12 protein-coding genes and 1 tRNA gene are annotated in these 12,834 nt (G+C 44.8%); 7 read left to right on the forward strand and 6 right to left on the reverse strand.

The window, feature by feature from the left end; genetic code table 11:
• Positions 1 to 6: 6 nt before the first annotated feature.
• The 3 genes from ACEYJ7_RS01180 to selA form a co-directional block, all read right to left on the reverse strand.
• Complete coding sequence (locus ACEYJ7_RS01180; RefSeq protein ID WP_373777200.1) at positions 7 to 414, reverse strand: YgiW/YdeI family stress tolerance OB fold protein; 408 nt, start codon at positions 412 to 414, stop codon at positions 7 to 9.
• Positions 415 to 591: 177 nt separating this feature from the next.
• Entirely contained in the window at positions 592 to 2,427 is a 1,836-nt protein-coding gene (selB, locus tag ACEYJ7_RS01185) for a selenocysteine-specific translation elongation factor (RefSeq protein WP_373777201.1), read from the reverse strand.
• The gene (gene selA / locus ACEYJ7_RS01190) at positions 2,424 to 3,809 is read right to left on the reverse strand and encodes an L-seryl-tRNA(Sec) selenium transferase (protein WP_373777202.1); all 1,386 of its coding nucleotides are present in this window, start codon (positions 3,807 to 3,809) and stop codon (positions 2,424 to 2,426) included. The genes selB and selA overlap by 4 nt, the downstream gene beginning before the upstream one ends.
• Before the next feature lie 65 nt (positions 3,810 to 3,874).
• Between selA and ACEYJ7_RS01195 the strand changes: the two genes are divergently transcribed.
• Positions 3,875 to 3,969 (forward strand) — tRNA-Sec (locus ACEYJ7_RS01195).
• 20 nt (positions 3,970 to 3,989) lie between these two features.
• The gene (gene gntR, locus ACEYJ7_RS01200) at positions 3,990 to 4,991 is read left to right on the forward strand and encodes a gluconate operon transcriptional repressor GntR (protein ID WP_373777203.1); all 1,002 of its coding nucleotides are present in this window, start codon (positions 3,990 to 3,992) and stop codon (positions 4,989 to 4,991) included.
• 89 nt (positions 4,992 to 5,080) lie between these two features.
• Here the strand turns inward: gntR and rlmB are convergent, their stop codons facing one another.
• Entirely contained in the window at positions 5,081 to 5,821 is a 741-nt protein-coding gene (rlmB, locus tag ACEYJ7_RS01205) for a 23S rRNA (guanosine(2251)-2'-O)-methyltransferase RlmB (RefSeq protein WP_373777204.1), read from the reverse strand.
• Between the two features lie 245 nt (positions 5,822 to 6,066).
• Entirely contained in the window at positions 6,067 to 7,656 is a 1,590-nt protein-coding gene (prfC, locus tag ACEYJ7_RS01210) for a peptide chain release factor 3 (protein ID WP_373777205.1), read from the reverse strand.
• Positions 7,657 to 7,900: 244 nt separating this feature from the next.
• On the opposite strand from prfC, the gene ACEYJ7_RS01215 reads away from it, so the two are divergent.
• The 5 genes from ACEYJ7_RS01215 (at position 7,901) to hemB (ending at position 11,428) form a co-directional block, all read left to right on the forward strand.
• The gene (locus ACEYJ7_RS01215; protein WP_373777206.1) at positions 7,901 to 8,572 is read left to right on the forward strand and encodes a DUF805 domain-containing protein; all 672 of its coding nucleotides are present in this window, start codon (positions 7,901 to 7,903) and stop codon (positions 8,570 to 8,572) included.
• 224 nt (positions 8,573 to 8,796) lie between these two features.
• The gene (gene tatA / locus ACEYJ7_RS01220) at positions 8,797 to 9,021 is read left to right on the forward strand and encodes a Sec-independent protein translocase subunit TatA (protein ID WP_373777207.1); all 225 of its coding nucleotides are present in this window, start codon (positions 8,797 to 8,799) and stop codon (positions 9,019 to 9,021) included.
• A 3-nt stretch (positions 9,022 to 9,024) separates the two neighbouring features.
• The gene (tatB, locus tag ACEYJ7_RS01225) at positions 9,025 to 9,591 is read left to right on the forward strand and encodes a Sec-independent protein translocase protein TatB (protein WP_373777208.1); all 567 of its coding nucleotides are present in this window, start codon (positions 9,025 to 9,027) and stop codon (positions 9,589 to 9,591) included.
• Positions 9,581 to 10,336, forward strand: a complete 756-nt coding sequence (gene tatC / locus ACEYJ7_RS01230) for a twin-arginine translocase subunit TatC (protein WP_373777209.1) — start codon at positions 9,581 to 9,583, stop codon at positions 10,334 to 10,336. Before tatB ends, tatC begins: the two co-directional genes overlap by 11 nt.
• A 66-nt stretch (positions 10,337 to 10,402) precedes the next feature.
• On the forward strand, positions 10,403 to 11,428 hold the full coding sequence (gene hemB / locus ACEYJ7_RS01235; RefSeq protein WP_373777210.1) for a porphobilinogen synthase: 1,026 nt from the start codon (positions 10,403 to 10,405) through the stop codon (positions 11,426 to 11,428).
• Positions 11,429 to 11,481: 53 nt separating this feature from the next.
• Here the strand turns inward: hemB and hflX are convergent, their stop codons facing one another.
• Positions 11,482 to 12,825, reverse strand: coding sequence for a ribosome rescue GTPase HflX (gene hflX / locus ACEYJ7_RS01240; protein ID WP_373777211.1), 1,344 nt, complete (start codon positions 12,823 to 12,825; stop codon positions 11,482 to 11,484).
• Positions 12,826 to 12,834 lie beyond the last annotated feature (9 nt).

Here is a 12,834-nt window from a genome sequence, read left to right on the forward strand (position 1 = left end):
GACGGGTTAGTTTAGTTTTTCAATGTTGTGGGCTTCCACTTCGGTTTTATTCCACGATTTATCTACTTCACCGTACACTTTGATTTCATCATTCGGCGTAATTTGCTGACTGCGCCATGCTTTACGTTCAATTTCAACCACAATCTCACCTGATGCATCACGGAAAAGAAATTCATCGTTATCGACTTGTTGAACGATTTTGCCTTGTAACACGACATATTGATCGTCTTTCATTGATGCAATATCAATCACTTGGCTCACGGCTTGTCCTTTATTCACGAAACCACCGTTTTGCATTGCTGCCTTGTTCGATTGATCTGACGGCCCTTGAAATCCGCCTTGTTGCGGGCTGGCTAATGCAGAAACGCTTGCGGTGGATAAGACAAGCGCTGTGATAAATGCTAATTTTTTCATAAATAAATCTCCGATAAAAGGTATTACAAATTTGCCGTAACATTGCCTCTTGGCTTTGTTGGATGCTATTACAGCAAACGAATCTTAAGGAAATCTTAAGCACTTAACAAATAAAAAGTGTGGCGATCACACACGTAATACAAGCGGTTGGTTTACGGTAATATTTTGCAAAAATCTTTAATACGTATCTTGATCCCGTAACAAATGCACATTCCCTTTGCGCCGTAAAAAACCCGAGCGGTCGAAATATTCAATCAATTGTACGGTGAGTTTACGCCCGTATTGGATTTCATCACGTAGTTGATTGACGGAAATTTCACCGTGTTGCACGATAAAATCTTTGATCAATTGTGCAAAGGCGACGATCTGCTCGTGTAATAAGAAACGATCTTTAACGATCGGCACCAAATAGCCGAGTTTACCCGCTTTATACAGCAGGTTTCGCATGTGTGTTTCATCCACCGAAAGGGCGGTAGCAATATCGCGTACCCAAAGTGCTTGGTTGGTGCGCTCAAAAATCGGGCGAATTTCCGCCCAAAGTTGCAATTCTGAATCGCTCAACTCAATACGATGTTGCGGAGTGTGGATCCAACCGCGGGTTTGGGCTAACTGTTTGTTTTCAATCAGTTCGTCAATAAAGTTGTAGATCAAAGCCTCTGGCTGTTCTAACGCGGCAATGCGATATAAGCGGGCTTTGGTGACACCGAGTTGATCATTGTGTTGGTGATGGTATTCCGTCAGTTTTTCGATAATCCGTTGCTGAATGTGTTGCTTGAAGGTCTCGGTAAATAACCATTTGGCACGGGTTTGATAACCGAGTGCGGCGAGATCTTCGGCAAAGATCTGTTCTATCCACAACAGTTTGTCCAGCGGCATGGCTTTGTCCGCCAAATAAATTGCAAATTTTTGCGCTAAATCGACCGCTTGTAACAGGCGGGTCAGATAAACCAATCGGAGATCGCTGCGTTTATGCCGTTTCGGCGAATCTATTTCGATCACATGTGCGCCGGCGAGGGTTTGGCTATCGTCACCGCTGCGGATAATCAGCTTATCGCCGAATACAATATGTAACGGTTCGTCCAAGATGATTTCGGCGACAGTTTCACTGTTCGCCGCCGCTTGTTTATCCGCTAATAAATTCATTTTGCCGGTAATATGGCTGGCGTAATGATAGAGATGGACAATGGTATTTTCTTTCAACGCTTGCGCCGTGGTGAGTTTTACCGTAATACGATCGGTGGCAAAGTTCGGAGCAAGTTCGGTGATCCAATCGCCACGCTGAATCTGTTCTTTTTCGACATTCGCAAGATTCAACGCCAAACGTTGTCCGGCAACGCCTTTTTCACTTTCTTGATTTTGAGCGTGAATATTTTTAATACGTACTTTTTGACCATCGGAGAGATAAAGCTCGTCACCGATATTCACACTGCCGGCGACAGCAGTGCCTGTAACGACTAATCCTGCGCCTTTCACATTAAAAACGCGGTCAACGGCATAGCGGAACGGTTTGTCGATCAGCTTGCTTTGCTGACTCAAATTCACCAAATGCTGTTTCAGCGGTTCAAGTAAACCCGCCGTGGCGGAGGTAATAAAAAACAGTCCGTCCTGTAAAAACGGAAATTGTTGTTTGAGCTGTTGAATTAAGGCTTCGATTTGGCTTTGCTGTGCACGATCGGCTTTGGTAATCACCACCATAATGTGCTTAAAATTGAGCAAACGAAGAATGGCTAAATGCTCGACGGTTTGCGGTTTAATCCCTTCATCCGCTGCGACAACCAGCATGGCGTGTTGTACCCCGCCCAAACCGGCAAGCATATTGGATAAAAATTTCTGATGCCCCGGCACATCAATAAAGCCGAGAATATCATTTTCAATCGGCAAATAAGCATAGCCGAGGTCGATAGTCACTCCGCGCCTTTTTTCTTCAGGCAAATGGGCGGTGTGCGTGCCGGTTAAGGCGTGTAATAAAGTCGTTTTGCCATGGTCCACGTGACCGGCGGTGACGATGATCATTGTGTCTCCAACATCAAAATAAGTTGCTCAAACTGCGCCACGCTTCTTACATCCAACCACATTTTTTGTTGGAAAAGACGGGCGATGATTGGGCGGGAGAAGGCTTTAAATTGCTGCTCTAATTCAAGTAAATCGCTCTGTTTGTCGGCGGAAATCGTGACTGCAAGAGAAGCGATGTTTTCGGTCGGCAACGCCCCGCTGCCGATTTGGGCGGAACTTGGTTCGATTTGCAAAATATAGCGCGAATCTAACCGCTTGTGGAGGGCGTTTTTAAGCCGTTCGGCTTTAAGCTGCAAACTTTCCGGCGATTGAGTCAGCAGCTGTAATGTCGGTAATGCTTCGCTTAACCGCTCCGGCAGTAAATAGTGGCGCAAAGTTGCTTCCAGCGCGGACAAAATCACCTTATCACAGCGCAGTACCCGTTTGAGCGGATGTTGTTGTAGCCGTTCGATAAAATGTTGCTTGCCAACGATAATCCCTGCTTGCGGTCCGCCTAATAATTTGTCGCACGAGAATGAGACTAAATCTACACCCGCAGCAACTTTTTGTTGCACCATCGGTTCGGCAGGCAAGCCCAATGCTGCCATGTCGATGAGTGAACCGCTTCCTAGATCGCTGATAACCGGTAGATTGAATTCTTTAGCAAGAGCCACTAATTCCTCTTCGCTGACGCTGGAAGTAAATCCCTGAATTTGATAGTTACTGGTGTGAACTTTCATTAAAAAGGCGGTATTTTCGTTGATCTCGTTGCGATAATCCTTTATATGGGTTCGGTTGGTCGTGCCGACTTCTACCAATCTACAGCCGGCTTGCGCCATAATATCGGGAATACGGAATGCGCCACCGATTTCGATCAATTCGCCACGTGAAATAATCACTTCTTTACCTTGTGCAAACGTTGCCAACATCAATAATACGGCTGCCGCGTTGTTATTGACGATACAAGCGGCTTCTGCACCGGTGAGTTGTTGAATCAATTTGGAAATGTAGAGATCGCGGTGGCTACGTTTACCTGCATCAATATCAAATTCTAACGCTACGTTATGACGCATTGCGTTCGTTGCGGCTTCTATCGCTTTTTCCGACCATAAACCTCGCCCGAGATTGGTGTGTAAGACCACGCCTGTCAGGTTAAACACACTTTTGATTTCTACCTGCTGTTGCTGTTTTAAACGTTGCTCAATCACCGAGAAAATAGAAGTCTCGGATGTGATAAAGTTCGGTAGCGAATGGGTTCGTTGGATTTGTCGGCGAATTTGTTCGATCAACTCGCGAGCTTGCTCCACAACGGTTTTATGCCCGAATTGTACAATTAATGATTTACCTTGGGGTGTCTGAATCAGCTTGTCGATCGAAGGAATAGCTCGAAATAAATTTTGCATAGAAGGAATCCGTTGAGATATTTTGCACAATTCTAATAAATTCAGTAGAATAGCGCCACTTTTTCGGAGGTGCGTCATGTCCGGTGATGTGGCAGGATTTCAAATCCTGTTGAGGACGCCAGCGTTCTCGGGTGGGTTCGACTCCCATGCGCCTCCGCCAATAAACTGACTCTTCAAACCATGACCAGCAAACGTAAACGTCCGACACTTCAAGATATTGCCACTCATCTCGGTATTACCAAAATGACCGTTAGTCGTTATTTACGTAAGCCGGATTCAGTCGCGTTTGAAACGCAACAGCGTATTGCTCAAGCGATTGAACAGTTCGGTTATATTCCGAATCGTGCGCCGGATATTCTGTCAAATGCCAAAAGCCGTGCAATCGGTGTGCTAGTACCTTCTCTTACCAATCAAGTTTTTGCCGATGTGATTAAAGGGATTGAACTGATTACCGATAATGCCGGTTATCAAACGATGTTAGCGCACTACGGCTATAGTGAAATAAAGGAAGAACAGCGAATTGAGTCTTTACTTTCTTATAATGTGGACGGTTTGATTTTGTCGGAAAATCATCACACCGAGCGTACACTGAAAATGTTGGAAGTTGCGAATATTCCGGTGATCGAAATAATGGACAGTAGCGAAATCGGAATTCAACAAGCGGTCGGTTTTGACAATATTTCTGCAGCGCAATCGATGGTTGAAACGATGATCAACCGCGGGCATAAAAATGTGGTTTATTTTTCTGCGCGGATGGACAAACGGTCTCATCTTAAAATGCAGGGCTATGAACAGGCAATGCGTAAACACGGTTTAACTCCGCACAGCTTAACCACCGAAGAACCGTCCTCTTTTACTTTGGGGGCGCAGCAGTTACGCCAAGCGTTAAAACAATTTCCTGAAATTAACGGTATTTTCTGCACCAACGATGACTTGGCGATCGGTGCGTTGTTTGAGTGTCAGCGTTTAGGGATTAAAATTCCAAAACAGATTGCCATTGCCGGTTTTCATGGTCACGATGTCGGACAATCTCTTACCCCGCAGTTAGCGACAGTGATCACGCCGCGTTTGGAGATTGGTAAAGTCGCCGCTCAAGAGTTACTCAACCGCATTCACGGTATTCCACAGCAAAGCAGTATTATTAATCTCGGCTATCAAATTCATTTAGGGCAGAGTATTTAATTTACAAGCGGTCTGTTTCTGCGGATTATTTGCAAATAAAAAACGCAGACAGAAGACCGGCTGTCAGCGCTTTTTTAAATAGATTTAGATTAAATGGCTGCGGCTTTTTGTCTGACGATCTCAAACAAACACACGCCTGTCGCCACGGATACATTCAGCGATGATACCGATCCTGCCATTGGAATACTCACCAGTTGATCACAATGTTCACGGGTAAGACGACGCATTCCATCCCCTTCTGCCCCCATCACTAACGCAACCGATCCAGTTAATTTCACCTGATACAGACTTTCTGTGGCTTCGCCAGCTGTGCCGACGATCCAAATATTACGTTCTTGTAACTCACGCATAGTACGGGCGAGATTTGTTACGCGAATAAGTGGCACGGTTTCCGCTGCACCGCAAGCCACTTTGCGAGCCGTTGAAGTGAGCTGTGCCGATTTGTCTTTTGGCACAATCACGGCATCAACCCCTGCCGCATCGGCAGTACGCAAACAAGCCCCTAAGTTATGGGGATCGGTCACACCGTCTAAGATCAATAAGAACGGATTTGCTTTGCGATCTAAAATTTGGTCAAGATCGCTTTCATTTAGCTCTTTAGCTGGAATGACTTTGGCGATAATCCCTTGATGTACTTCGCCTTGGGCTTTGTTATCAAGGGCTTGGCGATTGACCTGCTGAACTCGAATACCTAAACGTTGTAATTCGTTGAGTAATGGAGTTAATCGTTTATCTTCACGACCTTTTAGCACAAACACTTCGATTAATCGTTCGGGTGCGACATCTAAAAAGGATTTAACGGCGTGAATACCGTAGATTTGTTCGCTCATAATAGTATTTTGTTAAATTAGACTTTGATTGTTTTCTCTCACTTCGTGTTTTAAGGCTGCCAAATCTCCCCTAACCCCTCTTTGCTAAAGAGGGGAATTAAATCGAAGAAAATTATTCATTCATTTGACAAATTGATATCGTTTTGAAGTTCTTCGATATTTAAATTTCCTATGAAACAGTCCCCCTCTTTAGCAAAGAGGGGTTAGGGGAGATTTGGCAGAATAAATTCACGAAGAAAATAATTTTAATGCTCTCTTGTTTTAAAGAATTCCACATCCGGATAACGTTCTTGAGCCAAGTTGAGATTTACCATTGTCGGGGCTATATAGGTTAAGTTATCGCCACCGTCTAAGGCTAAATTCTGCTCGTTTTTGCGTTTAAATTCTTCAAACTTCTTCACATCTTTGCATTCCACCCAACGGGCGGTCGCCACATTGACGGTTTCGTAGATGGCTTCGACGTTATATTCAGTTTTCAAGCGTGAAACCACCACGTCAAACTGAAGCACACCGACTGCACCGACGATTAAGTCGTTATTCATCAACGGACGGAACACTTGCACCGCACCTTCTTCCGACAGTTGTACCAAGCCTTTAAGCAACTGTTTCTGCTTGAGCGGATCTTTTAGGCGGATACGGCGGAACAATTCAGGGGCGAAGTTCGGAATACCGGTAAATTTCAAGTTTTCCCCTTGGGTAAAGGTATCGCCGATTTGGATCGTGCCGTGATTATGTAAACCGATAATATCGCCGGCGTATGCTTCTTCAGCGTGAGAGCGGTCGCCAGCCATAAAGGTTAAGGCATCGGAAATGATCACATCTTTGCCGATACGAACGTGCTTGAGCTTCATTCCTTTTTCATATTTGCCCGATACTACACGCATAAAGGCAACACGGTCGCGGTGTTTTGGATCCATATTCGCTTGGATTTTAAACACAAAGCCACTGAATTTTTCTTCGTTGGCTTCCACTTTGCGTAAATCAGACTCACGGGCTTGCGGAGCGGGTGCCCATTCCGTTAGACCATCTAAGAAGTGATCGACCCCAAAGTTACCTAATGCTGTACCGAAGAAAACAGGGGTTAATTCGCCGTTTAAGAAGGCGTCCAGTTCAAATTCGTGGCTTGCCCCTTGTACCAGTTCTAATTCGTCACGCAATTGTTGGGCTAAATCATCGCCCACAGCGGTATCAAGTTCAGGATTGTTCAAGCCTTTGACGATACGCACTTCCTGAATGGTATGTCCTTGCCCTGTTTGGTAAAGATAGGTTTCATCTTTATAGAGATGATACACCCCTTTGAACAACTTACCGCACCCAATCGGCCACGTGATCGGCGCACAGTTGATCTTCAACACGTTCTCAACTTCATCTAACAGTTCCATCGGATCACGAATATCACGGTCTAGCTTGTTCATAAAGGTTAAAATCGGCGTATCACGCAAGCGGGTGACTTCCATCAATTTAATGGTACGTTCCTCAACCCCTTTTGCACTGTCGATCACCATCAAACAGCTGTCCACCGCCGTTAAGGTACGATAGGTATCTTCCGAGAAGTCTTCGTGCCCCGGGGTGTCAAGTAAGTTTACCAAGCAATCGTTATAAGGGAACTGCATTACAGATGTGGTAATCGAAATCCCACGTTGTTTTTCCATTTCCATCCAGTCGGATTTTGCGTGCGCTTGCGAGCCTTTGCCTTTTACCGAACCTGCGGTTTGAATAGCGTTTCCGTAAAGTAACACTTTTTCGGTGATGGTCGTTTTACCGGCATCGGGGTGAGAAATAATCGCAAAGGTTCTGCGTTTATTGACTTCTTGAGGGTAGTTATTTAGTGACATTCTATTCTCGTTTTCTGTTTCAAAAATGGCGGGTATTTTCGCTTATTTGAGTGCTCATCACAACCGACAAAGGCGTTTTATCCTAAATTTGCAATATTTTTGCCAAAAGTGACCGCTTGTAAGTTACAACGCTGACCGAAAGCCCAAATAATTTCAGTGCATAATTTACAAGCGGCAAGATTTTAAGCATAATTTGTACATAATTCTTTGATCTTTCAACTTTACTTTTTTATAGGAGCTTACAATGCGTTGGTATTTTTATGCCATAAAAAATATTTTTAACTATAGTGACCGAGCGAGAAGACGGGAATATGGTTGGTTTTTTCTCGGGAATTTTTTGGTTTCACTTGCGATAGTTCTTATTTTATGGTTAGTGATGGCAGGGGCGGTTTTAAGTATTGTTTCTTTCGGTCAAAACACTAGTATGTCGATGGGCGGAGCGGTGAGCTTGGGCATTTTTGGGATTTTAATCTACTTGTTTCTCTTTCTTTACGGCGCCGTTGTGTTTCTCGTTTCACTGAGTGTCACTGCGCGTCGTTTGCATGATTTGGGCTGGTCCGGTTGGTGGCAGATACTGTTTTATGCTCTTCCGATTTTTGCGTTCATTCCGTTTCTAGGTGCTTTGGCTGATATGGGGATAGAGATGGAGCGTTTAAATACGGATATTATTCCGTCTCAGTATGTTTCTATGGCGAATACATTTGAATTAACGTTTGGGGCCGTTTGTCTTGTGATGTTGGTGATTTCTTGTTTTTTAATGTTCAAAAGCGGGCAGCCTTTTGACAATAAATACGGTCCGAATCCAAAAGCGGGAGAATCTAAACCAACGACAGAAATTACTCCGCAACAGATTGAGCCTAACGTGTCAGAAGTTAAGGCACAAACTCCACAACAACATTCGCGTTTTGTTCAATAACAGCAATATCTTCGTTTAAAAGTCGATAAAAAGGAAGCGTTCGGATTATTTTGAAGCAAATTAGTGTGATCTTTTACTGATTTTGAAGAACGACTTCTTTTTTGTTTGCCAGAACTATGTAACTATTGAACAATGAGTCGACAAAGTTCGTGTTTTCATATTAGAAAACTCGTATAATTCGTCGCACACTTTTATTTCATTTATTTATTCTAAGAGGTAACACTATGGGTGGTATTAGTATTTGGCAACTGCTGATTGTTGTGGCAATTATCGTTTTATTGTTCGGTACGAAAAAACTGCGAACCCTCGGTTCGGATTTGGGGGAATCGGTGAAAGGTTTCAAAAAAGCGATGAGTGACGATAAACCGAAAGATGCCGAATTTGAAAAAGTAGAACAAAAGCAGGCGGATTCGGCGGAACAAAAAGCAAAAGACAAAGAGCAGGCATAATCCGTGTTTGATATTGGTTTTTCCGAATTAGTCCTCGTGTTTATCGTGGGCTTGGTGGTGTTAGGGCCGAAACGCTTACCGATCGCCATTCGTACGGTGATGGGATGGGTTCGTACTATTCGCGGATTGGCGGCAAACGTTCAAAATGAATTGGCACAAGAACTCAAATTGCAAGAGCTGCAAGAGAGCATAAAAAAAGCCGAAGCATTGAACTTAAGCAAACTTTCACCGGAATTAAGTAAAACCGTTGAAGAATTAAAGCAATCGGCGCAAAAAATGCAAGCGGATTTGACCTCGGCCAAAAGTGATATTCAGCACCTTACGGAAGAACAAGTTGCCGAAATTCAAAACAAAATAGAGCAGGAAAGCCAAACGTTAGCGTCGGGAAATCTGCAAAATTCCGAGTCAAACGCACCTGATGTAGAAACGACAGAACCTCAACTTTCGGAGGCTGAAATTGCTGAACTTGCCGAAGCAGATGAAGAAAAACTGATGGCATACTATCCGCCTGACGATGATCTTGCTTCTGTTGACCCTCAACCAAAACAGGATAAACAGAATGTCAGTTGAAGAGTCTCAACCCCTGATTACTCATTTGATTGAACTGCGTAACCGCTTACTCAAAGCGGTTATTTGCGTTTTAATTGTATTTTGTGCCTTGGTTTATTGGGCGAATGATATTTATAGTTTATTAGCCAGCCCGCTTACCGAACGTTTACCGGCAGGGGCGACTATGATTGCGACAAATGTCGTGACGCCGTTTTTTACGCCGATTAAGCTGACGGCGGTCGTTGCCGTGTTTTTGTCGGTGCCTTACATTCTGTATCAAGTTTGGGCGTTTGTTGCACCGGCATTGTATAAAAGCGAGAAACGTTTAGTTTATCCGTTATTGATTTCGAGTACTTTGTTATTTTATTTAGGTGTCTTTTTTGCTTACTACGTCGTGTTTCCGTTAATCTTCGGGTTTCTGACGACCACCGCACCGCAAGGTGTGGTGATGGCGACGGACATCAACAGTTATCTGGATTTTGTGCTGACCATTTTCTTGGCGTTCGGTGTCTGTTTTGAAGTGCCGGTTGCGATTATTCTGCTTTGTTGGGCAGGCGTGACGACGCCGGACGATCTCCGCGCCAAACGTCCTTACATTATTGTGGCGGCGTTTATTATCGGCATGTTGCTGACGCCGCCGGATGTGTTTTCGCAAACCTTGTTGGCGGTGCCGATGTGCTTGTTATTCGAGGTCGGCGTGATTGTGTCTCGATTCTACACACCGAAAGACGATGAAAACGAATCGGAACACGAACATAACGCATAGCATACCCTGTCAACCCGCTTACAAGCGGGTTGATTGTTTACATATTTTGCAAAATAGGAATTGAATATGACCCAATATCTTTTATCACCTTTTCCGACGCGACGCATGCGTCGTTTACGTAAACATGATTTCAGCCGTCGTTTGGTGGCGGAAAATACATTAACGGCGGCGGATCTGATTTATCCGGTCTTTGTCATTGAAGGGGAAAATCAGCGGGTTGCCGTACCGTCGATGCCCGGTGTCGAACGTTTAACCCTTGATCAACTATTGATTGATGCGGCGCTGTTAGTTAAATACGGCGTACCGGCGATCGCCCTGTTTCCGGTGGTCGGCGACGCGAAAAAATCGCTGACGGCGGAAGAAGCGTATAATCCGAACGGATTAGCACAACGCGCGGTGCGGGCGTTGAAACAAGCTTTCGGTGACAAACTTGGAGTGATTACCGATGTGGCGTTGGATCCGTTCACCACTCACGGACAAGACGGCATCATTGATGATGAGGGGTATGTGGTCAATGATATTACTACCGAAGTGTTGGTTAAACAGGCATTATCGCATGCCCAAGCCGGTGCGGATATCGTTGCACCGAGCGATATGATGGACGGACGTATCGGCGCCATTCGAGCCGCCTTGGAAGATAACGGCTTTATTCATACGCAAATCATGGCGTATTCGGCAAAATATGCTTCGAATTATTACGGTCCGTTCCGTGATGCCGTCGGTTCTGCGGGCAATCTCAAAGGCGGAAATAAGAAAACCTACCAACTCGATCCGGCGAACGGTGACGAAGGGTTGCAGGAAGTGGCTCTCGATATTCAAGAAGGCGCGGACATGGTGATGGTGAAGCCGGGTATGCCTTATTTGGATTTGGTTTATCGGGTGAAAGAAGCCTTCGGTGTGCCGACGTTTGCTTACCAAGTATCGGGCGAATATGCCATGCATATGGCGGCGATTCAAAACGGCTGGCTGAAAGAGAAAGAGTGCATTATGGAATCACTACTTTGCTTTAAACGTGCCGGCGCCGACGGTATTCTGACCTATTTTGCCAAACAGGTGGCGGAATGGTTATATCTTGAAGCCAAAGCTAAATAGCTCTATAAGCGGTGGTTTGGTAAATCTGGGGCATCACAAGTGAAATTTCCGATCTACTCCCACCGCGCAAATTCAATGTATTCCGCTAATTCCGGATATTGTTTTAACCATTTTTGCCATTGCACTTTATCCACTTCCACTTCAATCAACCGATCACCGAATTGATTAAAACGTTCGGCTTTAATGCAATGCTGTTGGTAAAATTCGGCATAAATCCGACCGCTTGTTGTAGGTAACAGCACGGTTTCGCAAACTAATTCATTTTTCAACCTTGCGCGTATTGCCTCAAACAATAAATCAATGCCCTGATTGGTTTGGGCTGATAAATACACAGCCACCGGTTTGTCGTCATCACTGTAATCAATATGCGGCTCAATCCCTTCCAAGCGATCGACCTTGTTAAACACTAACAAGGTGGGAATATCTAAGGCGCCGATCTCATCCAACACGGCATTGACCGCTTCAATATTCTCATTTTTACGTTGATCGGCGGCATCAATGACGTGCAATAGTAACGTAGCTTCGGTGGTTTCTTGCAGCGTAGATTTAAACGCCGAAACTAAATCATGCGGTAAAAAGCGAATAAAACCGACTGTATCGGCAAGAATGGCGGTACCAACATCTTGTATTTGAATGCGTCGCAACGTTGGATCAAGAGTAGCGAACAGTTGGTCCGCGGCATACACACCGGCATGAGTAATTGAATTAAACAGTGTGGATTTGCCGGCATTGGTATAACCGACTAACGATATCGTTGGAATATCCGCTTTTTGGCGCGTCTTACGGTTTTGATCACGCTGTTTGCTAACTTTTTCCAAACGGTTTTGGAGTTGTTGAATTCGTACTCGAATTAAACGGCGATCGGTTTCCAGCTGTGTTTCACCCGGTCCGCGTAAGCCGACGGCTCCACCTTTTTGCTGATCCTGATTACCTAAACGGCGCACAAGACGGGTAGATAAGTGGCGAAGCTGTGCCAATTCAACCTGTAACTTACCTTCATGAGAACGCGCTCTCTGTGCAAAAATATCGAGAATCAACCCTGTTCGGTCAACAATACGGCAGTCACATAACGACTGTAGATTACGGGTTTGCGCAGGGCTGAGCGAATGATTAACCAATACTACCGTTGCTTCAAACTGTTTTACTGCATCGGCGATTTCTTCTGCTTTTCCTTGCCCGACATAATATTTGATGTGCGGAGCGGAACGGGTTGTCGTGAGGGTTGCTGCAATTTCTACCCCGGCAGATTCGGCTAAAGTTTGGAATTCAATTAAATTCTCAACGTCTTTATGTTGAGACAAATAGAGATGAACCAAAATCGCGCGCTCTTTCGCCTGATTTGGCAGTTCCGTCGCGGGCGGAGTTGATTTTTCTTCAGACAATGTAAAACCAAACACAGAATCCTC

This window comes from Glaesserella sp. (genome assembly GCF_041814905.1).
Classification (GTDB): domain Bacteria; phylum Pseudomonadota; class Gammaproteobacteria; order Enterobacterales; family Pasteurellaceae; genus Glaesserella.

Coding starts and splice junctions, on each gene's coding strand:
- tatC (WP_373777209.1), top strand. CDS start 9,581: ATGTCAGTTGAAGAGTCTCAACCCCTGATTACTCATTTGATTGAACTG.
- ACEYJ7_RS01180 (WP_373777200.1), bottom strand. CDS start 414: ATGAAAAAATTAGCATTTATCACAGCGCTTGTCTTATCCACCGCAAGC.
- prfC (WP_373777205.1), bottom strand. CDS start 7,656: ATGTCACTAAATAACTACCCTCAAGAAGTCAATAAACGCAGAACCTTT.
- selB (WP_373777201.1), bottom strand. CDS start 2,427: ATGATCATCGTCACCGCCGGTCACGTGGACCATGGCAAAACGACTTTA.
- gntR (WP_373777203.1), top strand. CDS start 3,990: ATGACCAGCAAACGTAAACGTCCGACACTTCAAGATATTGCCACTCAT.
- rlmB (WP_373777204.1), bottom strand. CDS start 5,821: ATGAGCGAACAAATCTACGGTATTCACGCCGTTAAATCCTTTTTAGAT.
- selA (WP_373777202.1), bottom strand. CDS start 3,809: ATGCAAAATTTATTTCGAGCTATTCCTTCGATCGACAAGCTGATTCAG.
- ACEYJ7_RS01215 (WP_373777206.1), top strand. CDS start 7,901: ATGCGTTGGTATTTTTATGCCATAAAAAATATTTTTAACTATAGTGAC.
- hemB (WP_373777210.1), top strand. CDS start 10,403: ATGACCCAATATCTTTTATCACCTTTTCCGACGCGACGCATGCGTCGT.
- tatA (WP_373777207.1), top strand. CDS start 8,797: ATGGGTGGTATTAGTATTTGGCAACTGCTGATTGTTGTGGCAATTATC.